We start from the raw sequence: 23,793 nt of genomic DNA on the forward strand, positions 1-23,793 counted from the left end.
GTGAGGTTTTGAAATGGCAGTAACACCAACGTTCAGCCTGAAGGTAATAGCTTCAAATAAGGTCTTTTATGATGGACCCGCAGAATATCTGCAGGTTATTACACTTACCGGTTCACGTGGATTTATGGCGCATCATGCACCATGTATAGTTGCCGTAGAGACCGGTACCATGAGTATAGTGAAGCCGGGAGGAGAAAGAGAGACCGTTGTAGTAAGCGGAGGAATCTGTTCCTGTGCCAACAACAGACTTACGGTTCTTGTAGATACCTGTGAAACAGCTGACGAGATCGACGTAAGAAGAGCCGAAGAAGCAAAAGAAAGAGCTTTGGAACAGCTGAGGCAGAAACAATCAGTGGGCGAATACAAGATGACTCAGTCATCCCTGGCCCGCGCCCTGACCCGACTGGAATTCTCAAGTCAGAAGAAACACTATATTTGACCAGCCGTTGAAAACGCAATCAAAGAAAGCAGAGAATCGCCGTGGCAAGCTTGCTTGCCAAAGGCGATTCTCTGCTTTCTTTGATTATGTGGCAATGCCACATAATCCGTGCGTAGCACTTTGTGCTATGCACGGATTGCGGTTTCAACGGAAAAAATGGGGGCAAACCATAATCTGTGCTATGCACGGATTCCGGTTTTTTATTAAATCACTCTCCGGCAATGCTAATCATAACCAAAAAGAAATAGCAATCCCCAAAGCAAAATTATAAAATGAATAGAGAACCTATGACAGAAAGGCATAAGCTATGAAGAGCATAAAAGAACTAAAGATAGGCTACATAGGCTTCGGGAACATGGCTGGAGCCATCGCCGGAGGACTCATAAATGCCGGAATCAAAGCGGAAAACATGTATGCGGTATCGGGGCATGTTGATAAGCTTGTTGAAAAGTGTAAATCCATGGGTGGAATCAATCCCCTTGAAGATCACAGGGAGCTTGCGGCTGTTTCAGATGTTGTTTTTGTTGCGGTAAAGCCCAATAAAATAAAAGATGTGGTTACGCCCCTGGCGGAAGTTCTTAAAGATGATCCGGAAAAAATCGTTATATCCATAGCCTGGGGATACAATTTTGACAGATACTTTGATGAAGGTATACTAAAGGAAGGAACACACCTTCTTTGTACATGTCCAAATACTCCGGTTTCCATAAATAAAGGAATATTTGTGGCTGAGAACAGACATTCTTTGACGGAAGAGGGGCTTAAGACTGTTAAAGAACTTCTTTCATACCTTGGAAGAGTGATATTTATTGATACTAAGCTTATGGGAGCATCGGGAACAGTGTGCGGATGCGGACCGGCATTTGCTGATCTGTTCATTGAGGCCATGGCAGATGCAGCTGTTATGTATGGTATCCCAAGAAAGACAGCTTATGAGATGGTTTCTGCCATGATAGAGGGTAATGCTGCGCTTCAGCTTTCAAGCGGAAAGCATCCGGGAGAAATGAAGGATGAGGTTTGCTCACCGGGAGGTTCCACTATAAGAGGTGTTGCGGCTCTTGAAGAGCAGGGATTACGGGCGGCAGTGATAGCTGCAATAAAGGCTGTTCAGGAGAAATAAGAATTACAATAATGAATAAATTCCGCTTACAGGAATCATCATAAGTTAATCACTTCCATAAATAACTTGTAAGTATTACGTAAAAAGTGTATTATATAAAAAATATTGGCAGAGGTTATGCCGATTTAGACATTGAATACCAAAAGGGATTTCAAGGAGATTGAATTAAGATGATGAGTCCAAAAACGAAGAAGACTATATCAGCGGTTATTGTCATTGCTCTTATACTTGCAATGGTGCTGACTATGGTTCTTCCTTATATTGTTTGATGAAGACAGAGTAAAATGAAGCGGCAGTCCATTGAGGACAGCCGCTTTTTTCTTAAACTGAGGGTTGATTCTGAACAGTATCGGGTACTCATAATAAAAAACAGATTGGAATTTATAATATGAAACATAAGATAATTCCCGGTCAGGATCTGGTGATGATCGGGGAAGTTGGAACCTATGCGGCAGGACAGCTTTTGAAACTGTATCCGGAAAAGTTTCGTGAAAGATTCTCAAGATCATATCTTGAGGAGGAATTAAGAAAACTATCCGAGCAGGAAGATGCCATGCAGCAGTGGTTCAATGCGGCGAGAGAGGCACGAGCGGGACAGGAGGAAGATCCTGTTGAATACCTGATGCCCGGATATAAGTTGAAGTATGGTGTAACCAAAATATATCCTGTGGATAAGGGGGGAGTTTTAAAGGCTCTGTGGGATTTTTGCGAATCAGAGGCAATGGATCCGGAAACAGGGAAGAAGAAGGGAAATGGTGTGGGATGCAGTTTTAGATATGATCGTATCCCGGTAAGTCAGTTCACTATGGAGATATGTGAGATTTTTGATTTATCGCCCTTCAGACTCTGGTCTGAGAACTGCAGGCTTTTGGCAATGAATAAAGGAACTCAATTCTGTGAGGATTTCATAAATCTTCAGCTGGAACATTCCAAGAGCATTGCAGATGAAGGTTTCTTAAAGGGGCAAAGAGCAGGTTTTGACAGTGAGGGACATCTTCGGACAAAGGAACCTGTGAAGGCTGCAGTGTTCGGAAGATTTACAGCTGAAAAGAAGAGAATACGTACCGATGGTGCGGAAATCGCATATTTAACCAGAGAATCCCATGATGAATTGGAAAGATTTCTCGGTGGAGAAAGTGAGGAGAAAATATGAGAGAGAAGATATTGACTATAATAGAGAAAAATTCTCGTCTTACTGTTAAGGATATAGCAAGTATCCTTGGTGAGGATGAGGCAAAGGTGGCAGCTGAAATCGAGGCTTTGGAGAAAGAGCATATTATCTGCGGTTATCATACACTTATTAACTGGGACAAAACCAACGATGAAAGAGTAGATGCTCTTATCGAAGTTAAGGTAACACCACAGCGTGGACTCGGATTTGATTCCATAGCGCAGCGTATATATCAGTATGATGAGGTAGATGCGGTATATCTTATGTCAGGATCATTTGATTTTACCGTGCTTATCAGCGGAAAGACCATGAAAGAGGTGGCTTCGTTTGTATCCAGCAAGCTTTCTCCCATGGATTCGGTACTTTCAACTGCAACACATTTCGTACTGAAGAAATATAAGGATCATGGCACCGTAATTGAACAGCCAAGAGTTGATGAAAGAATGAAGGTATCACCATGAGAAATCCTTTAAACAGTAAGATAACGGGAATACAGCCAAGCGGAATACGTAAGTTCTTTGATATAGTTGCAGATATGAAGGATGCCATTTCTCTTGGTGTAGGTGAGCCTGATTTTGATACACCGTGGCACATAAGAGAAGAAGGAATACATTCTCTGGAAAGAGGAAGAACCTTTTATACATCAAATTCCGGCCTTAAGGAACTAAGAAATGAGATAGCCGGCTATATAAAGAGAAACTATGATGTTGATTACAATCCCTTAACTGAGGTTATGGTAACTGTAGGTGGTTCCGAGGCCATAGACCTCGCTATGAGGGTAATGCTGGATCCCGGGGATGAAGTTCTTATCCCCCAGCCGAGCTACGTCTCATATGTTCCCTGTGCAATTATGGCAGGCGGTATCCCGGTTCCCATCGAACTTGAGGAGAAGGATGAGTTCCGACTCACACCGGAGAAGCTTACAGAGAAGATAACAGAAAAAACAAAACTTCTTGTGCTTCCGTTTCCAAACAATCCAACCGGTGCCATCATGGAGAGGGAGGATCTGGAAAAGCTGGTTTCCATTATAGAAGAAAATGATATTTATGTTTTGACTGATGAAATATACAGCGAGCTAAGCTATAAAGGAAAATCTTCAAGTATCATAGAGTTCCCGGGTATGCGTGAAAGAACCGTATATATAAACGGTTTCTCAAAGGCTTATGCCATGACAGGATGGAGACTGGGATACTGTTGCGGTCCGCAGCTCATCATGAAGCAGATTCTTAAATTACATCAGTTCGCTATCATGTGTGCACCTACAACATCCCAGTACGCAGCGGTGGAAGCATTAAAAAACGGAGACGAGGATATAGCGAAGATGAGAGAGGCCTACAATGAGCGCCGCAGATATCTGGTTACCCGTCTTCGCGAAATGGGAATGGAATGCTTTGAACCATACGGAGCATTTTATGTATTCCCGTCAGTAAAGAATTTCGGCATGAGTTCGGAAGAATTTGCCACAAAACTTCTTGAGGAGGAAAAGGTAGCCATCGTTCCGGGAACTGCTTTCGGAGATTGCGGAGAAGGATTTATGCGTATTTCCTATGCATATTCTATTCAGGATCTTAAGAAAGCACTGGACGGAATTGAGCGATTTGTAAGCCGGCTTAAAACAAAATAAAAGCGGAGGGATCTATGGCATGGTACGATAGTGCAATTTTTTACCACATGTATCCACTTGGCATGGTAGGAGCGGATAAGAAAAACGATGGAGGTGAAGTACGACATCATTTTCATGAGCTTACCGCATTTATTCCTTATCTGAAAGTCCTCGGATGTGATGCCATCTACATTGGACCTATATTTGAATCCGGAAGCCATGGTTATGACACCATCGATTATAAAGTGGTGGACAGGAGAATAGGTTCCAATGAAGATTTTCGTAAATTCGTGGATACCGCTCACAACTATGGAATCCATGTAGTGGTGGATACTGTTTTCAACCATACGGGAAGAGATTTTTTTGCCTTTAAGGACATCCGGGAAAAGCTTTGGAACAGTCAATATAAGGACTGGTACAAAGGAATCAACTTTGATCAGAGATCGCCTATGGGTGACAGCTTTTCGTATTCAGCATGGAGAAATGCCTGGGAGCTGCCTGAATTGAATTTCAACAATGAGTATATGAGAAAATATCTCATAGATGTGGTTCAGTATTGGGTGGATACCTTTGATATAGACGGTTTGCGTCTTGACTGTGCTGATGTTTTGGACATTAATTTCCAAAAGTCTCTTAGATATTTCACTACCCAGATGAAACCGGAGTTTTGGCTGATGGGAGAAGTTATTCATGGTGAGTATCCGAGATGGGTTAATCCACAGACACTTCATTCTGTAACAAACTATGAGCTTCATAAGTCAATATACAGTGGTTTTAACAGCCATAACTTTTTCGAAATAGCTCATAATCTGAACAGAAACATGAATATAGCGAAGGATCTTTATCTGTTTCTCGAGAATCATGATGTGGATCGTATAGCATCAAAGCTTGAGAATAAGGATAATCTCAGATCATGCTACATGGCGCTTTTCACACTTCCGGGTAAACCTTCCATATATTACGGCGGTGAGTTCGGACTGGAGGGAAGGAAGCGTGATGGCTGGGATGACAGCCCATTACGTCCCTCCGTCAATGTAGATGAGATGAAGCCCAATAAACTTACATCCTTCATAGCTAAACTTGCGGAAATTCACGGCAAAAATTCAGAGCTTCATATGGGACAATATAAGGAGCTTTATCTTCAGTGTAAGCAATGGGCCTATGCACGAATGGATGCAAACAGTGCTGTTATTACGGCTTTAAATAATGATGAGGAATCAGCGGTGTTCTATGTGACACTTCCTGTTAAGGCTAATATGGCCTTTGATCTTATTTCTGAAGAAGAAATACAGATAGAGCAGGATAACCGCATTATGATTACATTGAAACCTAATTCCGGAAGGATCATAAAGATAAAGTGAATGATAATTCCAATTTTTGAAGTAATCTAAGATTATTTTTTCGGACCGATCGGCAAAAGCCGGTCGGTTTGTTGTATAATGAAGCTGATTAACGAGTTATGAGCGTTTGGAGGGGAATTATGGCAACAAGGTCTTCTGCAAGAAGAAAACTTACCAGAGAAAAATCAGAGAAAAAAAACACTGCAAAAAAGAGTACACTGAGAGTAATAGAAAAGGCTGAAGCTTCAGCTCAGGCAGGAGGAGTACGATCAAGTAACTGGGATTTAGATCCTGTTTTTATAACACAGCTGGATCGTTATTTATTTGGGCAGGGAAGAAACTATAAAATTTATGAAAAAATGGGGGCGCATCCCGCAACTTTAAACGGAAAAAAGGGAATGCACTTTGCCGTGTGGGCACCTCATGCAAAGGCTGTTTCCATAGTATGTGACAGAAACAACTGGGATGTGACTGCCAACTATATGCTTCCACTTGAGGACAGCGGTATATATGAAGGCTTTATGGAGGATATGGGATATGGTGAGCTTTACAAGTTTGCCATTCATACTCAAAGAGGTGATGTGCTCTATAAAGCGGATCCCTACGGCTTTTCCGCAGAGTTTCGTCCCGGTACAGCATCAAGGACTGCTGATGTTGCGAACTACAAATGGGGAGACGGTGAATGGCTCGCTAAAAGAGCAAATACGCCAACATTTGCACAGCCCATCTCTATATATGAGTGCCATATAGGTTCATGGAGAAAAAAAGACAGAGAAGAGAAGAACGGTTTCTATACCTATACGGAGGCTGCGGAAGAACTGGCCCGGTACTGCAACGACATGGGATATACTCATGTTGAACTTATGGGAATAGCAGAGCATCCACTGGATGCAAGCTGGGGATATCAGGTGACAGGGTATTATGCACCTACGAGCAGATATGGTACACCTAAGGAGTTTATGCACATGGTCGATCATCTCCATAAGCATGGAATAGGTGTTATCCTTGACTGGGTACCTGCACATTTCCCTAAGGATGCCCAGGGGCTCGCAGACTTTGACGGTACACCTACATATGAGTATGGGGATCCCCGAATGGGTGAACACCCGGATTGGGGCACCAAGATTTTTGATTACAGTAAAAATGAAGTCAAGAATTTCCTCATAGGAAATGCTCTCTACTGGTATGATGAGTATCATATTGACGGATTGAGAGTTGATGCGGTTGCATCCATGCTTTATCTGGATTACGGTCGCGAGAACGGACAGTGGATTCCGAATAAATACGGTGGAAACGGAAATCTGGATGCCATAGAGTTTTTTAAGCATCTGAATTCTGTAATACGCGGAAGAAAAGACGGAACAATGATTATAGCCGAAGAGTCAACTGCATGGCCTAAGGTGACAGCGGCTCCGGAGGATGAGGGTCTTGGTTTCACCTATAAGTGGAATATGGGATGGATGCATGATTTTTTGGGCTATATGAAGCAGGATCCGTATTTCAGAAAAGGCGCTCACAATATGATGACCTTTGGAATGAGTTATGCCACCGCAGAGAAATTCATTCTGGTACTTTCCCACGATGAGGTTGTCCATCTGAAATGCTCCATGATTAATAAGATGCCGGGAATTTATGAGGATAAGTTCCGGAATCTTATGTGCGGATACCTGTTTATGTTTGGTCACGCCGGAAAGAAGCTGCTTTTCATGGGACAGGATTTTGCCCAGCTCCATGAGTGGAATGAAGATGTGGCCCTGGACTGGTATCTTACAGAAGAACCGTGGCACAAGAAGGTCCATTGCTTTGTACGTGATCTTTTGCATATGTACAGGGATTATCCTGCAATGTGGGAACTTGATGACAGCTGGAATGGTTTTGAATGGATAAATGCAGACGATGCGGAAAGATCAATATTCAGTTTTATCCGTAAGGACAGCACCGGAAAGAACAGTCTCCTATTCGTGATCAATATGACTCCAATGGAGAGAAAGGACTATTCGGTAGGTGTGCCTGAGAAGGGAAGATACACATTGATCTTTAATGAGGATGGAAAGGTAGATTCAAAGTCGGCTAAGACTGTATACATGGCTGAAAAGAATGAATGTGACGGACAGCCATACCGTATCAGTTATCCGCTTCCGGCTTACGGATGTGCCGTTTTCAGATTTAATTATGTATAATATATGTTAAACTATTAACAATTAACAAAAAGGGAACAGAAAATTCGTTATTTATTTAACAATTTTCTGTTCCCTTTTATTTTTTGCTGTAGTAAAATTGTTTTTATAAAAAAGAAGGATGTTTTACCAAGTAAAGGAGACAGAATATGGCTAGAGAGTTATTATCACAAGGCGCTTCAAAAAGTATATATCGCGATGGTGATAAGATTTTAAAGGTTTTTGCAAAGGGATTTGACAAATCAGAAGTTTTCCATGAAGCATTTATAAATACGAGAGTGGAAAATATTGATGGAATTAACATACCTAAAATTTTAGGAGTATATTTTGAGGATGGTCAGTGGATCATCGAAAAAGAGTATGTTGAAGGAAAGACATTGAAGCAGCTGATGGATGAAAATCCTGCAAAGATGGATGAATACATTGGAAAAATGGTTGACCTTCAGATGTCTGTATTTTCAAAGAAGGCACCTTTACTTCAGAAGCTTAAGGACAAGCTCACATATCAGATAAACGGTTTAAATACCATTGATTCAAGCACCAGATATGAGCTTCTTACAAGACTTGAGTCCATGCCAAAGCATTTTAAACTGGTACATGGTGATTTCAGACCTTCCAATATCATCGTTAAGGATGACGGAACCATGTATTTGATCGACTGGGTACATGCAGCCCAGGGAAATGCAAGTGCAGATGTGGCGAGAACATATACTGTTTTGTATCTTTATGATAAGGATGTGGCAGAGAAGTATTATGCTGATTTTTGCTCAAAGACCAATACAGATAAGACTTATGTTCATAAGTGGCTTCCTATCATTGCCGCAGCCAATCTGACAAAGAAGAGACCTGAGGAAAAGGAAATACTTGAGAACTGGCTCAATGTCGCAGATCTTATGTAATAAGGATGACAAACTGAAGAAGAGTATATAAATTGTCATTATTCCACCTCATAATATGTTATACTAGGTTTAATTGATGAACAGTGCTTCTCAGAGTCTTTGCTTTACAATGAAATATAAAGAAAAGATATGATGAATCAGGCAGGTTTGAGCACAGTATTATTTATGTGAGGTGAATATATGAAGAGATGGTACAGCGATGAAAAAATTGCTCTTATTATCAGGAAAGATGAGTTTTCTGAAATATATCAAAACTATCTTATGAAGAACATGAAGTATATCCGCAATGAGTGGATTAAGGATATGAGAGATACATCCACTCCCAATGTTACACAGGATCAGTTTATGAATCGTGATATCATCGGAGAGGCCAAGTGGATACGCTCCCAGTTTATAGGCAGCATGGGAGAGTCAGATGAACATTTCTTCAGTATTAATGCTATTGATAAAGAGCCTGAAGAGAGAAGCATTGTTTTCACTCCGTTTATTGCTGTAGATGGTTTTGGAAGTGCCGGATTTAATTTGAAGCGTACAAAAATTGATTACTCTGATGAAGAGAAGATTTATTATATTCTTCCCGATAAGAAGGAATACAGTGATATGATATCAGCCATGTCGGGTTCGGTTTATTCCACAAAGGCTCTGAGCGCTGAGTATCGCGCCAAGCTTGGAGAGTATCTTCCGTCAAATTTTGCCATTGAGTCACATCTGGGTATACTTACATTTACTTACGAGAAGGAAATAGAAGAGTAATTGAATATTTGAAAAAGTCTCCTGAGATCAAGAATGGATCTGCAGGAGACTTTTTTTCTGTTGTCAAAGGGATAATCAATATCCTTCGGCAGGTATATGGAGATGAATATGTCATGGTACCGCAAATTGTTTAGAAGTCAGCCTTCATCCGGAAGCTTATTCATAATAAGATCAAGGGCTATCATCATACAAAGACCTATCTCCAAAGCCAGAATTAAAGGAAAAGCTTTTTTAAATACCAGACCGCCCTTAAGGAACCATACAAGAGCAGGTATCATGATCATTAGCAGCCCGGTAAATATGAGCTTTCCCTTAAATGCGCCCTCTTTGGATTTTTTATTAAGGGATTCTTCGATGGAATATTCCTGAACATCAGGTATCTGTTTTTCGGATGGAAGCTTATTATTTTTCTTATGGAATGAAAATATTCCGAAGTTTTTGGCAGGTTCTTCTTCAGCAAGATTCTTTACTGTGATACCCGGAACCAGATCGTCTTCAGGGAAGTCACTTTTTCCGTAGTCTGAGCAAAAACCAATGTCATGGTTCGCTTCATTTGATGTACATGTATTTATTTTTTGAAAGCCCGTGAAAACAGGAGAAGGGGAGATATCATGTGTTGATGGAACTGAATCTTTTTGCGGATATACTCCGTTTAAATCCGGAGTGTTTTTGTCTGATAATAAAGATGAAGCATTTTTTCCGAAAGAGGATTCAGAATCAAGAACTATACCTGCATCTATAGGTCTGAAGATACCATCATCAGAAACAGGTGTTTTTTTTGACAGTGAGCTGCTGTCATCCGAAGATTCAGGTGCAGATAATGTGTTTCCTGACTGCTGTTCTTTTGCAATATTGGTTCTCACAATACGGAGAAGATCAGTGATCTGAAAAAATTCTTTTCCGGTTTCCTGAAATAAAGAATAGGCAATTATAACTGCTCTGTCATCTTTATAGTCCACGTGTTTAAGAAGATATGAAAGTAAATCCGAGAGACTGCTGTGAAATGTATTCATATAGGATGGAATGACAGTGAAGAGCCATTCCTCCTTTTCGGGATTGAAAAAGACTGATGAAGGAGATAGGAATATTGAATTCTCTGAAACCATATACTCCTCAAGGGAAAACAGCAGTTTGTTAAGGCTCTCCATGAATGAGGATATGGCTGTATGGCTCATAGGATTGGATTCAATATATTTTTCCATGGGTTCAAGTCCGGAAATAATATAGCTCAATATATTATCCTCGGTGGAAACATTATAATTCATTTTTACCGTTCCAGGAATGCAGGTTTCTTTTAAGAGCCGGGATTCATAGGTATCTGTAGGTATAGAGATATTTTTCAAATGCATATAGCTATGTCTTAGAGAATGTTCATAGCTTACGGTTATTTCCATTTATTTGTTCCTCCTTATTCAGCGGGATCCACATCCTGTTCGAATATGCTTACTTCCCGAATAAAATTTTCAGGTTTAAAAATCTTTTCTCCGTCGGCTTCATGGCTGTCTATTTCAGATTCCAATGCAGATCTTGTGTAGGCATTGATTCTTGATTGCAGGTGAATGGCGCCGTTGATGAGAGTTGCGATTACCAAAAGCGAAATACTGAAAACATAAGCGGCCTCAAGGGTGTTCATAGCAGTCCTCCGGTATACTCCATATCTCTGAGAATAAAATAAAGTCCCGGAAGCATAAAAGGGATAAACGGCAGAGAAACAGAGTATAAAGCTTTCCCGCTTATCTTCCCGTATATGAGTATAAACATACTGGCGATGAATGCTGTGAAAAATCCGCTAATGACAAGTGTGAGTATGTAATTTAATGGAATAAAAAATGCGGAAACTGTTATGAATACAGCATCACCGATTCCAAGGCCTCCTCCGGAGGCGATACTTATCAGTGCAAGAACGATTCCGGGTATAAAACGTAAGATGGAGTTGATTATCAGATCAGAGTTTAACTCCGATACTTGATTAAAGTTGAAATAAATAAATATGGGAAATCCCAATAATATAAACAGAAAATGCAGAATATTGGGAACACTCCTGCTTTTTATGTCATAAATACTGGAAAGAAAAAAATATGATAGAAATATCATGAGATAGAAATAAGTGATAGATAAAGAAACAGACATTAGAATTGATTTCCTTTTTAAATATTATCCGCATCTCACACAGGCATGTTTTCCGGAAGCTTCAGCCTCGGATTTTTTCATGGGCTGTATATAACTGGATAAAGTTTTGCAGGCAGGCGTACTATGATAGCTTCTGGCACCGCTTGTGTAATAGACTACGGCCATTCTGGTATTTGGTCTGCAGGAGGCACAGGGCGAGAAGCGTCCGCCGAATTTTGTTCTTAGGTTTAGTATTGCTGCGCCGGAAGTCTGATTGATATCATGAGTTATGTAGGTGCAGTTCATAGTGGTGTGATAAACATTACTGTCTTTGGTGCTTACATATACAGTTTCATCCTTTTTAGCATCGGTATTTCCGTTGTCCTCCATCCAACGGTTTCCCTTTTCTCCTATCCATGCACGTCTGCTTGCTACTATCTGTTGAGAAAGATGATCCAGTCCGAAAACCGAGAAAGGTAATGCGGCATCGTAATTTGCAACATATTTTATTTTTTTATCGGTGACTTCGGAATCACTTAGCATATCTATATTTTTCATGCCGGGCTGCTCAATCTGAGAAGCAAGGGAAAGGGCTGAAATGGTGGTTTCCACTCCGCTGAGGACATCCTTGTCCAGCTTTATGGTGCCGTCCTTGGTTTTATAATATTCTATGTATTTTTCCTGAGCCACCATACGTGCATTATCTTCAAGGATGATACTTGCATTCCGCTGGTGGTTCAGGATCAACATGGGTGTAATGAAGATCACACATGCAAATATGACAAGTGTCAGTGCAAGTGAGGCCTCCACCGTATATGAAGAACGACATGATGAATGAAACAGTTTATTCAGTTGTTTGATAAATGAGGATTTGTATTCTGATTGCGATTGTTCGTACCTGGAGTGATTAAACATTGGCAAAAAGGATTGTATTGATTTCATTTTCATGTCGGATCCGGTTAATGTGTGTCGTTTTTGTATTTATAGTAGGTTGACAGGTTAAAGGAATAATCCTTATTCGGATTAGAGCCGTATACAAGAGGTATGAAACCGTTGTCGTACATAACGTGTCTTGTATCAGCCTGAATATCTATTCTCAGGGCGTAAAGACAATCTTCTATGGAAAAAGAGGTTTCGGGATCCTTGCCTGCACTTTGGATATTCTTCTCCATGCGGCTGAGCATTCTCTTATTGATCAAAGACTGATCAAGTATACCCTGACCGAGAAGAAAGGTTCTAAGGTAGTCTCTGTAGGACAATCCTTTTTTACTGTTGTTATCGGCTTCAATATTACGGCTGCTTCCAAAATCAAGGAGATCGCCTATATCCATAGACCAGCTTTCGGAATCGTGAAAAACAGGAACTTTACCGTTGGACAAAAGTGTTTTTACATCTTTGATTGATTGTGCAAGTGCCCATATACCCAGTACAAAAAAGGTAAAAACAGAAATAAGGGCGGGATTGGCAGTAACGCATAGGAATGATGTGACAAATGCTTTTGCTTCATTTCGTTTGGCCGTATCGGTATAGAGATAAATGAGATTGAGACCTTCCCTCAGAGTTACAAGCTTTGTGACGAATTCAGACAGGTTCTCGTAGTCACTTTCTTCACCTCCGATGAGATATTCTATTTCAAGATTTGTATTTCCGCTTGGAGGAAGAGCCTCCTTTGAAGGAACCCCTTGATGATAATAGTTGAAGTATTTTAATGCGTATTCTCCCATAATGGCTATTTCCACAGGATTTGCTGTGGAATCAGTCGTAAAATGTGGATTTCCTACATTGATCTTTGTTTTTGATGGAGTTTCCTGGTTTTTTGGAAGCACCATGGACAGTAGATTTCCTTCAACAAAACCGCTGATTTGGTCGAGAATCTGCTTGTTTGTGTTATTTATCTTTGAAACATTTCCGTTATAACTGATTAGTGGAAAACTGTTCCAGTCTCCGGCGGCACTATTGTAGAATGCCGTGATTTCATAGGAAAAATCGTAATCCGAATCGTCATCGTCATCATCACAGGATTCCATGGCTTCTTCCAGCCACTCTTCAAATTCTATTACATCATTTTCCACGCGATCTGCTTCTCTTCGAAGGTTCTCTGATTGTGAAGGCATGGCTTCAATTTCAGCCCGTACGGTTCCATTGCCGGAAACATAATTCTCGTATTCGGAAATCTCGGCTTCTATTGCTGCTATACCCTCTGATGAAAGAGCTGCTTTTCGTGATTCAAAATCGTCTCTAAGCTCCTGAACCTTTATGGCAAGGTTATCTGCTGCGGAACTGAATTCCCGTACAGCTGAATCAATAGAATTGAGGGAATCTGTAAAATCATCTTTCTGGCTGTAAAAACTGTAGGGACTTTCGGAAGCAAGTGAAGACCAGCAGTCATGATGACAGGCGGCCGCGTTTTTTGCGGCGGCGTCAACATTGAAAATGGCATTTTCCACCATCTTCAGGTCATTGGAATCCAGAGAATATTTTTTCTGTAGTTCTCTTATCTCTTTTGTCTCTCCGGTACGTTTGAATATGGTTTGCATTTCTTTGGATATATCCGCTTCATTATGCTGAGAACCTGCAAAATGTATCAGAGAATCCATGAGACCGTATTTCATATACTCAAGAACCTCTTCTTCAAAACATGTATCTTCTGTTATATGGAGATGCTCCGAGAGCTGAATGTTTTCTTCCTTCAGATTTCCCGGGAATAAATTGTGAGCTGTCCTGTAAGGTTCTGTGAAATCATAGAATTCTTCAGAGAGGTCTCCGTCTGTTCTGTACTGCAGTCCCAGAATTCTGTAATTCTCCCACAGTGTACGATGATATTGGGAAAAAAGAGATTCCATGGATGCGTCGGCTGCCACCTGCCAAAAGTATCTTTCTCCGGCAGTTCTGCAGGATTCAACTATGGTAAGCAGCAGTGCGGCGATCATGGTAAAGCTTAATGCCATAAATATGGTAACGGAGCTTTGTATATCCTTGCGAAGCATCAATATACACTCTGAGCAGAGCTGTCTATCTGGTCGAAAATATTGGTTAAGAGATCGTTGATCCTTCCCTTGAAAACGATGACAAGAGCGATGAGTACTACCAGGATCAGGACCAGTTCTATGGTGCCGATTCCGGATTCACCGTTCAACAGGTAGTGGACATGGTTTTTTATAGCATTCTTAAACCTCATGCCGTAGTATAAGAAACCATAACGGAATTTCTCATGGATCTTTATGATCTTTTCAGAGATGTCATCTCCGTTGTCTGATGGGAAACCCGGCAGGTTTAAAGCTGATAAAGTAATTGTTGAGTTCATGTTAATTCTCCTTCTGAGGTGTTACCTCTGTAAAAATATTTTGTAAATCTCAATTTTATATTTTTGAGATCAAACAGCGTTTTTTGTATGAAAACCGGAATGAATAATCCGGATAGAAAAGGGTGATAGAAATCATTGAATTGCGGTGAGAGCAGGAACAATGATTATGACCATTACGATGGCAAGCATCAGGAACAGCGGCAGAAGAAGTTTGGTTCCCGCTTCCTCTCCCAGACGTTTTGCGGTGGTTTTTCTTTGCTCAAAGGCATCATTCATTTCCAGTTCCAGCATGGATCTGAGATTTTTTGTTCCGTTTTTTCGGTTTTGTTCTATCAGACTTACAAGCTTTGTATAGGGTTTTAGATTGATTCGTTTGCCGAAATCAATATAGACCTCTGATTCCGGCATATTTCTTTGGAACTGATAACAAAGGGTGCGTAATTCTTTGCATAGAGGACGGTCAGGACGAAGGTTTCGTTTTATAAGCCTGTCATAATTTTCCGAAATGGTTAGAAAAGAGTTTTTTATGGTAAGTCCTGCGCCGGTATACACCATAAGCTTTGAGACCAGATCCGAGTAATCAAGCATCAACAGGGATTCCCGTTTCTTTTTTTCTTCTTTTTCAATGGAACCCTGTCGGAGATAAAGAGCCGCGGCAGCAATGAGCCCGAGAAATGGGAAAATCAGATAGGTGTTGTCCTGAGCCTCGTGATAGCTCAGGTTTAGTCCGTTAAGCTCGGTAGGGAGTATAAGTGTGTCGCTGCCGATACCGGAAATATTTGCTTCACTTATTTTTTCGTTTAAAGCTTTAAGCAGGAGCTCATATTCGCTAAGTTCCTTGGGAACGACATTGACATAGATTTTATAGGGTTCTGAATGATACTTTACTTTTAAGTAGTCCTTTTGATTTTGCTGTTCACTGTCCGTTTTTTCGGGAACAATATAGGTGCTCATGACCAGTGAAAGATAGCCTGTAACAACGGTTCCGTCAGGAATATCTTCATTTTTTACTTTTCCGTCATCGTCTATGAGATGTCTGTATTTTCTGTAATCTGAAGGATCCCCGGTTTCAGGATAGAAATCCCAGGACAGTTCAACGCCGTAGTCCTTCAGCCTTGTTACCAGATTAAGATCTTTACTAACACAGGCCAGACTCTGATCATCTTTAATTATTATTCCCTCTATGTTTTCAACTATATTTTTGAAAACCTCATCAGCTTCATCTTTTGTGTACCTTCTGGGACTTACGGTAATGTCTAAAGGGATATCATTTTCTTTTGAAAGTCCTGATACCTCCAGTGAGAAGGTTCTGTTGCTGCTGCCATAACTGCTGCGTTTAATGCTGCTGCCGTCAGTGACGATGGATGAGCCTGCAGATGAGAAAAAGACCAGTGCGCTGAGTATAAGTGAGACTGCTATACAGAGTATTTGCTCCTTTAGCACCTTTTGGGGGATTTTTTTGAATTTAGAATAAAGAGAGTTCCGGCAGTTTTTTAAAAGAGATTTGAATTTAGAATATTGTTTCATGGATTTTAAAAGAAAAGTGTTTTTTTTATACTTCAATGTTCATTATGCGGTTTGCGAGAAAAATCGAGATAAAATAGATCAAAAGGCATACGGTCATAGTTATCCTTCCGACAAAGGTTGTATAAAGAGAAACAAAGAAATCCGGGGATGAAAAGTTCATATATAAGATTATGACAAAGGGTATGATGTTCATCACACGTTGTTCGTATATCTTTGAGGCGTTCAATGTCTTTATATCTTCGATTATCTGAACCTTATCTCTGATGATTCCGGAGGTGTGGGTGATGATATGTACGAGATTTCCGCCGTTTCTTTTTGCAATATTGAAGGTTTCCGCAAAATTTGTAATATCATCAAGACCTGAACGGAAAGCAAAATCCGAAAGCATTTCCTCCAATGGCTTATTCATACTGAAGCCGTTGACTATATTTTCGAATTCCCTGACTATCATGGCTCTTTCGCTGAACATATTTTTAAGCTCGGGTATAGATGCACGAAAAGAGTTTTCTGTGGAATAACCGGCGCTTAAAAAGGAAGAAAGAACGGTAAGTGATTCCTTGAACTGGTTAAGAAGTTCCTGTCTCCGTTTTTCCATGAGATTTTTTCTTATAATAAAAGGATAAATTAGGCATAGAGGCAGTAAGACAAAGAACAGCAGCTTGCTTTGATAGAAGGTGTAACATATCAAAGCTTCGGCTAAGGATGCCAAAAGAGCATGACGCAAAAATTCGGGAATTGTGAAAAAGTATTCATTGTAATCTGTTAATGAGTTTCCGGTTGTTTGAAAGGGATGAAAGCTTTTGAAGTTTTTTACCATCGTATTTATACAGTTGGTTGAGAATGATTTCGCCGTTTTCAATTCCTGTGACCTCCGATATTTCTAAGACTCTGCGTTTATGATCCTTGGTTTTTCCGAGATGGATGACTATTTCTATAGCTGAGGCAATCATGTTTCGTATGGCAGGCAGCGGAAGATCTGCAGCCTGAAGTATCATTACTTCCATACGTTTAAGCATATCCCTTGCTGAGTTGGCATGACCTGTACTTATGGAGCCGTCGTGTCCTGTATTCATTGCATTAAGCATGTCAAGGGCTTCTCCGCCACGGACTTCACCGACTATTATTCTGTTGGGAGACATTCTGAGGGAAGCCTTTATAAGATCAGACATGCTTACCCGGCCTTCGCCTTCGGAATTTGCATTCCTTGTTTCCATTGAAACAAGGTTCTGAACATTCTGAATCTGCAGTTCTGCTGAATCTTCAATGGTGATTACACGTTCATCCGAGGGGATATACTGGCTTAAAGCATTTAAAAAAGTTGTTTTTCCGCTGTTGGTCCCGCCTGATATAAAGATGTTATAACCGGCTATGGTGAGAGATTTTACAAACTCGGCAGCATCTTCTGTGAGAGATTTATAGGCTATAAGCTTTTCCATGGTGATGGGATCTGGGAATTTTCTGATGGTAAGAGTTGGACCCTTCAGTGAAATGGGAGGCAGGACTACATGGACTCTGGAACCGTCCTCCAAACGGGCATCGACTATTGGATTACTTGTATTTACGGAACGATTTACTTTGCTGACTATGGTCTGAATGACTTCTTCAAGCTGATCCTTTGATTCAAAGCTTCTGTTCCATTTTTCCTGATGACCGGAACGTTCGATAAAAATCTCCTTATGGGAATTTATCATGATCTCGGTTATTTCTGGATTGTCCAGCAGTTCGGAAAGCACATCCAAACGGCGGAAGCTGTTGAAAATAGCCGAGCGAAGATAGAGTTTGTTTTTCAGACTTAGATCTCTGCGTGCATATAAAAGCTCGTCTATCTTGTTGTAGAGCTCATAATCATCAAGGTTTTGACCGTCTATGAGACCGGAAACAATCTGTTGTTTTAAATCTTTTTTTAGTTCACTTAATGAATTCATGGTTAATAGTAGATATAGTTCTTTATTACTGCTGAAGCATATTCCAAAAGGGGATCATTATCCGGAAGGGTACCTGAAGATGGCTTTATCTTACTTGTATCCGGAACGATGAGTTTTGTTATATTGTTAAGAACTTCAGGGGGCTGGGTTTTTGAGAGATGGGATTCAAGGAGTTCAAGTTTTAAATTTGATATACGGTCATCCATGACAGGCATGAATATCCTGCTGGCTTGAGGAAGCAGACCTTCAACACGGCTTAAAATACTGTCTGTATCAAGAACGATGGCATCTTTCCCGGATACAGATCTAACATGTTCCATGAAATCTATGAGTTCTTTTGAGTCGAGGGTTGTAAGGTCTTCGGGGGTTCTCACCGGTAAAATATGATCATATTCTTCGGAGTGATATATCAGCTCACGAAATCTTGATTCAGTAAGCTTTCCTTCTTTAAAAAAGTAGAAGGCCTCAGACATGGTGTCATGAAAGAGAGCGTCACAATGAGAATCTTCAAGATCGGATACTTCTTCCAATGTCATATATAGAACATTGCAATCTTTACTTAGAGATCTGGTCAGGCTTCTGGCGAAAGTGGTCTTTCCGGAACGACCTATAGGGCTGTAAATAAGATAAAGTTTTGCATGTTCTCCGGAAATTGCTTTTTTTGATCCGGATTCTTTTTTACCGTATATCGACATGATCTCCCTAAGAATGTTTTCTCCGGATTGGTATTTATATATTTCGCGTTTCTTATGATCCTTGTTTTTTTGAGATATATCGTTATAGGCCTCTGCTTTGGATTCGGAAAGGCGTATCAGAGATTTGGCAGGGATTTTGTATATGGGATTTTCAGGAGATGAGTGTGTACCGTAATCAGAAGATTCTCCTGATGGCTGGACATCACTGATCTGCCGTAAGTCCTTTGCTTCACTGCCTACAAGAAGTTCTATGGGGTGATCCCTGGAGAAACTCTCAAGAGTCTTGTAATCATGAAATGAGTAGACGGTAAACGGACAGTTGGAATGAGCAGAAGCGAATTTTTTGAAGCGGTCGCTATAAATCTGATCCTCATCAAAAAAGGCAAGAATATGCTGCATGTTAATCTCCTTATGAAAATAATGTTTCTGTTTTCCGCGGTGTCTTATTGCGGCTTATTGAAAACAGTAAGTGATCAGTCTCGGAATTGCACCGAGAAAAACAGGTACAGCCAGGGGAAGAGAACGTCTTTTGGGAATTCTTATGTAGGCTCCGAAATCTCTCAATAGTTTGTTTTTCAAACAAAATATTTTGTTCTTTCCCGATTTGTAAGGCACAGTTCTTAATAGAATGGGGGGAACATAGGGATTAAGAAATGGAATCGATCTTTTAATACCCCCGGGGGTGAGAGTATTACCGTATCGGAATCCTGGGGCTGATAGATCTGTTTCAGCTTTGCTGATCAGAATAAATGCAAGGGCGAGCAGCAGTCCCGGAAGGAGCAGTCTTATTCCTTCGTAAAAACCGGTCCAGGATAAAAGCAGAGCCAAGAGCTTGGCATCGCCTGCCCCTGCATGGGTCATAGCGGTGATAACTGAAAGCATCATTCCGATGATAAGAAATTGAGTGAGAAAAGTGAGAGGGAAAAAGAAGTCCGGAACACCGTTTTTCTCCATGAATGAGATACATCGAAAATTCAGGAACATTCCGAGTGACAGATAAGTACCGATCAAGAGATTGGGAATACGACGATCATAAAGATCTGTTAGAGCAGCTCCGTAGAGAAACTGCAGAAGAATCAGGTTTGATGCTATCATGTTGCCTCCGTATGAATTTGTGTGTTCAGTATAGGGTGAAAACCTGAGAATGCATATAGTCTGATTTGCGACAAGGTCTGAAAAAAGACTATATGTTCTGTTAAATAAAAACATAATAGTGAAATAATGCCTGTTTTCGGGGAAATAAGAAAAGTACAACTGAAACTGACGTATTTTAAAGAAATGTTGCATAGAACAATAAATTTAAAACATCTGAGGATAAAGCATAAAAACATATTCCTTGTCGAATGGCCACAAAACAATCATGACTTTATGGTGATTTTCAACAAATGCCTTGATTTTTCGTAATTATTAATATGTACTCAATTGATAAACATCTGTGATATGCTAAAATATCATGGTCCAAAAGGAGAATGATTTTATGAATATAATTTTACTTTCAGGTGGATCCGGCAAAAGATTATGGCCGCTTTCCAACGATATAAGATCCAAGCAGTTTATCAAGATTTTCAAGGATTCTGACGGAAGCTATGAGTCCATGATTGAAAGGGTATATCGTCAGATCAGAAAAGTGGACAGTGATGCCAATGTTACCATCGCCACATCAAAGACTCAGGTATCTTCAATACTAAATCTTCTGGGTGACAAGGTTAATATTTCTGTGGAACCCACCCGCCGTGATACATTTCCTGCCATTGTGCTGGCAACTGCATATCTTAAGGAGAAGTGCGGAGTTTCCGGGGAAGAGTCTGTAGTGGTGTGTCCGGTTGACCCTTACGTTGATGATGATTATTTCTGTGCCCTGAGAAATCTGGCGGATCAGGCAGACAAAGGAGAGGCCAATCTGGTTTTGATGGGTATAGAGCCCACATTCCCGTCCGAAAAGTACGGATATATCATTCCTGAAAGTGAAGACGAAGTTTCCCGTGTAAAGACCTTTAAGGAAAAGCCTGATATGAAGACAGCAGAGGGATATATCAGTCAGGGGGCTTTATGGAACGGTGGTGTTTTTGCATATAAGATAAAGTATGTGCTGGAACGTGCCCATGAGCTCATAGACTTTACCGATTATCAGGATCTTTTTGATAAATACGAGACATTAAAGAAAATCAGCTTCGACTATGCTGTTGTAGAGCACGAACCTGTAATTCAGGTTATGCGCTTCAAGGGAGAGTGGAAGGATATAGGAACCTGGAATACCCTGACAGAAGAGATGTCAGAGCCTGTAATAGGCGCCGGAGTACTGGGGGAGAACTGTGAAGATGTTCATATCGTAAATGAGCTTAGCATCCCCATACTTGCCATGGGCATGAAGGATGTAGTCATTTCAGCCAGTCCACAGGGAATCCTGGTAAGCGATATAGATGCAAGTGCCCGAATAAAAACCTATGTTGATAAGCTTCCTGACAGAATAATGTTTGCAGATAAATCCTGGGGGGATTTTCACGTCCTTGATGTTTCGGATAATTCCATGACCGTGAGAGTTGTGGTGAAGCCGGGACACCATATGAGTTATCATAGTCATCACGGAAGAGATGAGGTCTGGACCGTTATTTCCGGAACAGGCACAGTAACAATTGACGGAAAAGAAAGAGAAGTAAACTCCGGGGACTCAGTGAATATTCCTAAGGGTACAAAGCATACGGTAAGAGCCGGTGAATCAGAACCCCTTGTAATGATAGAGATTCAGATGGGTACTGAAATATCCGTTGAAGATAAAGAGAAATACTTTATGGATAAGTGATGGAGAGTTATATGGATTATTTTGATGAATATAAGCGTTGGACCGTACTGGCAAAGGGGGCTGACGAAGATATAGAGAGAGAACTTCTGGCTATGGAGGGGGATGAAGTAAAGATAGAGGATGCCTTCTACAGAGATCTCGAGTTTGGTACCGGAGGACTCAGAGGAGTGATCGGTGCCGGAACCAACCGTATGAATGTGTATACTGTTGCAAAAGCATCTCAGGGACTTGCTGACTATGTTGTAAGCAAGTATCCGGTGGAGAAGCGCCGTATAGCTGTTTCCAGAGACAGCCGGATCAAATCAGATGTATTTGCAAGAACAGCTGCATCGGTTTTTGCCGCCAATGGAATAGATGTTTATATCTATGAGGATATAATGCCTACACCCTGCCTCAGCTTCGCCACAAGGGAACTTCATTGTGCAGCAGGTGTTATGATAACAGCCAGCCACAATCCTTCAAAGTATAACGGCTATAAGGTATATGGTGATGACGGCTGCCAGATCACCACGGGAGCTGCGGCAGAAATATTGTCAAAAATCGAAAACACAGATATATTCGGCGGAGTTAAGAGCCTTGATTTCATAATTGCCGGTGTCAGAGACGAGGCATCGGCGATTACAGGGGATGATGCCGCAGATGAAAGAAAGGGAAAGATATATCAAATAGGACCAAAGGTCTATACGGATTTCATCAGAAATGTTAAGGCTCAGTCTGTTCTTTCGGAAGAGGATGATGTAGACAGAAATGTTGCCATAGTATACTCACCTCTTAACGGTACAGGATTAAAACCTGTAATGAGAGCCCTCAGGGAAAGTGGTTATACAAATATCACGGTGGTAAAGGAGCAGGAGGCTCCGGACGGTAATTTCCCTACCTGCCCATACCCGAATCCTGAGATAAAAGAAGCTATGGCTCTCGGTATGGAATATGCAAAGAGGGAAAATGCCGATCTTCTTCTTGCTACTGATCCGGATTGTGACAGAGTTGGTATAGCAGTTAAGGATGAAAACGGAGAGTATCGTCTTTTAAGCGGAAATGAGACGGGTATCCTCCTTCTTGACTATATTGCAGGTCAGCGTCAGAAAAACGGCACCATGCCGGAAAAACCTGTTATGGTGAAGACCATAGTCACCATGGATATGGCAGAGCGTATCGCCGGACATTATGGAATAAAGACAGTCAATGTTCTTACAGGCTTTAAGTTCATAGGTGAGCATATAGGAAGACTTGAAAGTGAAGGCAGGGAAGGAGACTACATATTCGGCTTTGAAGAGAGCTACGGCTATTTAAGCGGAGGATATGTGAGAGATAAGGATGCTGTTGACGGTGCATTCCTGATCTGCGAGATGTTCTCCTACTATAAGACGAAGGGTATAAGTCTCCTGGAAAAGCTTTCGGAGCTGTACAGGGAGTATGGCTATTGCCTTAATACTCTTCATAGCTTCCAGTTCGAGGGATCTGCAGGCTTTGAGAAGATGCAGAGGATAATGCAGCAGTTCCGTGTGGATTCTTACGAGGCAAAACTTCAGGGGGCACAGGTACCTGAGGATAAGCCGGGGCAGCATCCGGCAGAAGCATTGAACAGCTTCGGATGCAAAAAGATAGAAAAGCTTCTGGATTATAAGCCGGGATTAGAGGGGCTTCCAAAGTCAGATGTACTGAAGTATCTTTTGAGTGACCATTGTTCGGTTGTTATCCGTCCTTCGGGAACAGAGCCAAAGCTTAAGGCGTACATTTCCATCAGTGCGGACAGCCGTGAGGCTGCTGAGGCCGTGGAAGCGGGAATTGCTGCTGAACTCCAGGAGAGGATGAAGTGATAACATGAGTGAGAGTGCAAAGCACTAACCCCGTCTGGTGGACTCATTTGTGGGATTAAATAGAAAAATAAAAAAGCCGGTGAATTTTTCGATATCAGATCGGAAAGTCCA

Annotated in this window: 22 protein-coding genes; 11 read left to right on the top strand and 11 right to left on the bottom strand. The window is 41.1% G+C overall.

Translation table 11 applies throughout. The annotated features are described in order from the left end of the window. Nucleotides 1–13 precede the first annotated feature (13 nt). The 9 genes from atpC to T515_RS03765 all read left to right on the top strand — a co-directional run bounded on the left by atpC (nt 14) and on the right by T515_RS03765 (nt 9,502). The gene (gene atpC, locus T515_RS03725) at nt 14–439 is read left to right on the top strand and encodes an ATP synthase F1 subunit epsilon (protein WP_036607748.1); all 426 of its coding nucleotides are present in this window, start codon (nt 14–16) and stop codon (nt 437–439) included. Nucleotides 440–746: 307 nt separating this feature from the next. Beyond that, complete coding sequence (gene proC / locus T515_RS03730; protein ID WP_036607751.1) at nt 747–1,559, top strand: pyrroline-5-carboxylate reductase; 813 nt, start codon at nt 747–749, stop codon at nt 1,557–1,559. 388 nt (nt 1,560–1,947) lie between these two features. Continuing rightward, the gene (locus T515_RS03735; RefSeq protein WP_036607753.1) at nt 1,948–2,712 is read left to right on the top strand and encodes a hypothetical protein; all 765 of its coding nucleotides are present in this window, start codon (nt 1,948–1,950) and stop codon (nt 2,710–2,712) included. After that, nucleotides 2,709–3,191, top strand: coding sequence for an Lrp/AsnC family transcriptional regulator (locus tag T515_RS03740; RefSeq protein ID WP_036607755.1), 483 nt, complete (start codon nt 2,709–2,711; stop codon nt 3,189–3,191). The genes T515_RS03735 and T515_RS03740 overlap by 4 nt, the downstream gene beginning before the upstream one ends. Then, nucleotides 3,188–4,354, top strand: a complete 1,167-nt coding sequence (locus T515_RS03745) for a pyridoxal phosphate-dependent aminotransferase (RefSeq protein WP_036607757.1) — start codon at nt 3,188–3,190, stop codon at nt 4,352–4,354. Before T515_RS03740 ends, T515_RS03745 begins: the two co-directional genes overlap by 4 nt. 14 nt (nt 4,355–4,368) lie before the next feature. Then, complete coding sequence (locus T515_RS03750) at nt 4,369–5,694, top strand: alpha-amylase family glycosyl hydrolase (protein ID WP_036607759.1); 1,326 nt, start codon at nt 4,369–4,371, stop codon at nt 5,692–5,694. 119 nt (nt 5,695–5,813) lie between these two features. Continuing rightward, entirely contained in the window at nt 5,814–7,853 is a 2,040-nt protein-coding gene (gene glgB / locus T515_RS03755; protein ID WP_081832656.1) for a 1,4-alpha-glucan branching protein GlgB, read from the top strand. Between the two features lie 146 nt (nt 7,854–7,999). Continuing rightward, nucleotides 8,000–8,749, top strand: a complete 750-nt coding sequence (locus tag T515_RS03760; RefSeq protein ID WP_036607762.1) for a phosphotransferase — start codon at nt 8,000–8,002, stop codon at nt 8,747–8,749. Nucleotides 8,750–8,929: 180 nt separating this feature from the next. Continuing rightward, nucleotides 8,930–9,502, top strand: a complete 573-nt coding sequence (locus T515_RS03765) for a hypothetical protein (protein WP_036607764.1) — start codon at nt 8,930–8,932, stop codon at nt 9,500–9,502. A gap of 137 nt (nt 9,503–9,639) precedes the next feature. Here the strand turns inward: T515_RS03765 and T515_RS03770 are convergent, their stop codons facing one another. The 11 genes from T515_RS03770 to T515_RS03820 all read right to left on the bottom strand — a co-directional run bounded on the left by T515_RS03770 (nt 9,640) and on the right by T515_RS03820 (nt 20,157). Beyond that, nucleotides 9,640–10,896, bottom strand: coding sequence for a DUF6382 domain-containing protein (locus tag T515_RS03770; protein ID WP_036607766.1), 1,257 nt, complete (start codon nt 10,894–10,896; stop codon nt 9,640–9,642). Nucleotides 10,897–10,910: 14 nt separating this feature from the next. Beyond that, nucleotides 10,911–11,135 carry a hypothetical protein gene (locus T515_RS03775; RefSeq protein WP_036607770.1) on the bottom strand — a complete coding sequence of 75 codons (225 nt, stop codon included), beginning with the start codon at nt 11,133–11,135 and terminating at the stop codon, nt 10,911–10,913. Further along, the gene (locus T515_RS18555) at nt 11,132–11,632 is read right to left on the bottom strand and encodes a prepilin peptidase (protein WP_036607772.1); all 501 of its coding nucleotides are present in this window, start codon (nt 11,630–11,632) and stop codon (nt 11,132–11,134) included. The genes T515_RS03775 and T515_RS18555 overlap by 4 nt, the downstream gene beginning before the upstream one ends. A gap of 24 nt (nt 11,633–11,656) precedes the next feature. Beyond that, a complete protein-coding gene (locus T515_RS03785) occupies nt 11,657–12,361 on the bottom strand; it encodes a hypothetical protein (protein WP_051671407.1) in 705 nt (234 codons plus the stop codon). Between the two features lie 209 nt (nt 12,362–12,570). Then, entirely contained in the window at nt 12,571–14,598 is a 2,028-nt protein-coding gene (locus T515_RS03790) for a DUF5702 domain-containing protein (RefSeq protein WP_036607774.1), read from the bottom strand. Beyond that, complete coding sequence (locus T515_RS18270) at nt 14,598–14,915, bottom strand: Flp1 family type IVb pilin (protein ID WP_036607776.1); 318 nt, start codon at nt 14,913–14,915, stop codon at nt 14,598–14,600. The genes T515_RS03790 and T515_RS18270 overlap by 1 nt, the downstream gene beginning before the upstream one ends. A gap of 132 nt (nt 14,916–15,047) precedes the next feature. Next, nucleotides 15,048–16,358, bottom strand: coding sequence for a hypothetical protein (locus T515_RS03800; RefSeq protein ID WP_036608118.1), 1,311 nt, complete (start codon nt 16,356–16,358; stop codon nt 15,048–15,050). Between the two features lie 109 nt (nt 16,359–16,467). Further along, complete coding sequence (locus T515_RS03805) at nt 16,468–17,037, bottom strand: type II secretion system F family protein (protein ID WP_242839321.1); 570 nt, start codon at nt 17,035–17,037, stop codon at nt 16,468–16,470. A gap of 154 nt (nt 17,038–17,191) precedes the next feature. Continuing rightward, entirely contained in the window at nt 17,192–18,367 is a 1,176-nt protein-coding gene (locus T515_RS03810) for a CpaF family protein (RefSeq protein ID WP_036607778.1), read from the bottom strand. 2 nt (nt 18,368–18,369) lie between these two features. Continuing rightward, nucleotides 18,370–19,461, bottom strand: coding sequence for a hypothetical protein (locus tag T515_RS03815; protein WP_036607779.1), 1,092 nt, complete (start codon nt 19,459–19,461; stop codon nt 18,370–18,372). Nucleotides 19,462–19,515: 54 nt separating this feature from the next. Then, nucleotides 19,516–20,157, bottom strand: a complete 642-nt coding sequence (locus T515_RS03820; RefSeq protein WP_036607781.1) for a prepilin peptidase — start codon at nt 20,155–20,157, stop codon at nt 19,516–19,518. A gap of 382 nt (nt 20,158–20,539) precedes the next feature. On the opposite strand from T515_RS03820, the gene T515_RS03825 reads away from it, so the two are divergent. Together T515_RS03825 and T515_RS03830 are read left to right on the top strand one after the other, a co-directional pair. Continuing rightward, entirely contained in the window at nt 20,540–21,862 is a 1,323-nt protein-coding gene (locus T515_RS03825; protein ID WP_036607783.1) for a sugar phosphate nucleotidyltransferase, read from the top strand. 11 nt (nt 21,863–21,873) lie between these two features. Continuing rightward, nucleotides 21,874–23,682, top strand: a complete 1,809-nt coding sequence (locus tag T515_RS03830; protein WP_036607786.1) for a phospho-sugar mutase — start codon at nt 21,874–21,876, stop codon at nt 23,680–23,682. Nucleotides 23,683–23,793: the final 111 nt, after the last annotated feature.

The sequence above is a fragment of the Oribacterium sp. P6A1 genome, assembly GCF_000702885.1.
Classification (GTDB): domain Bacteria; phylum Bacillota; class Clostridia; order Lachnospirales; family Lachnospiraceae; genus Oribacterium.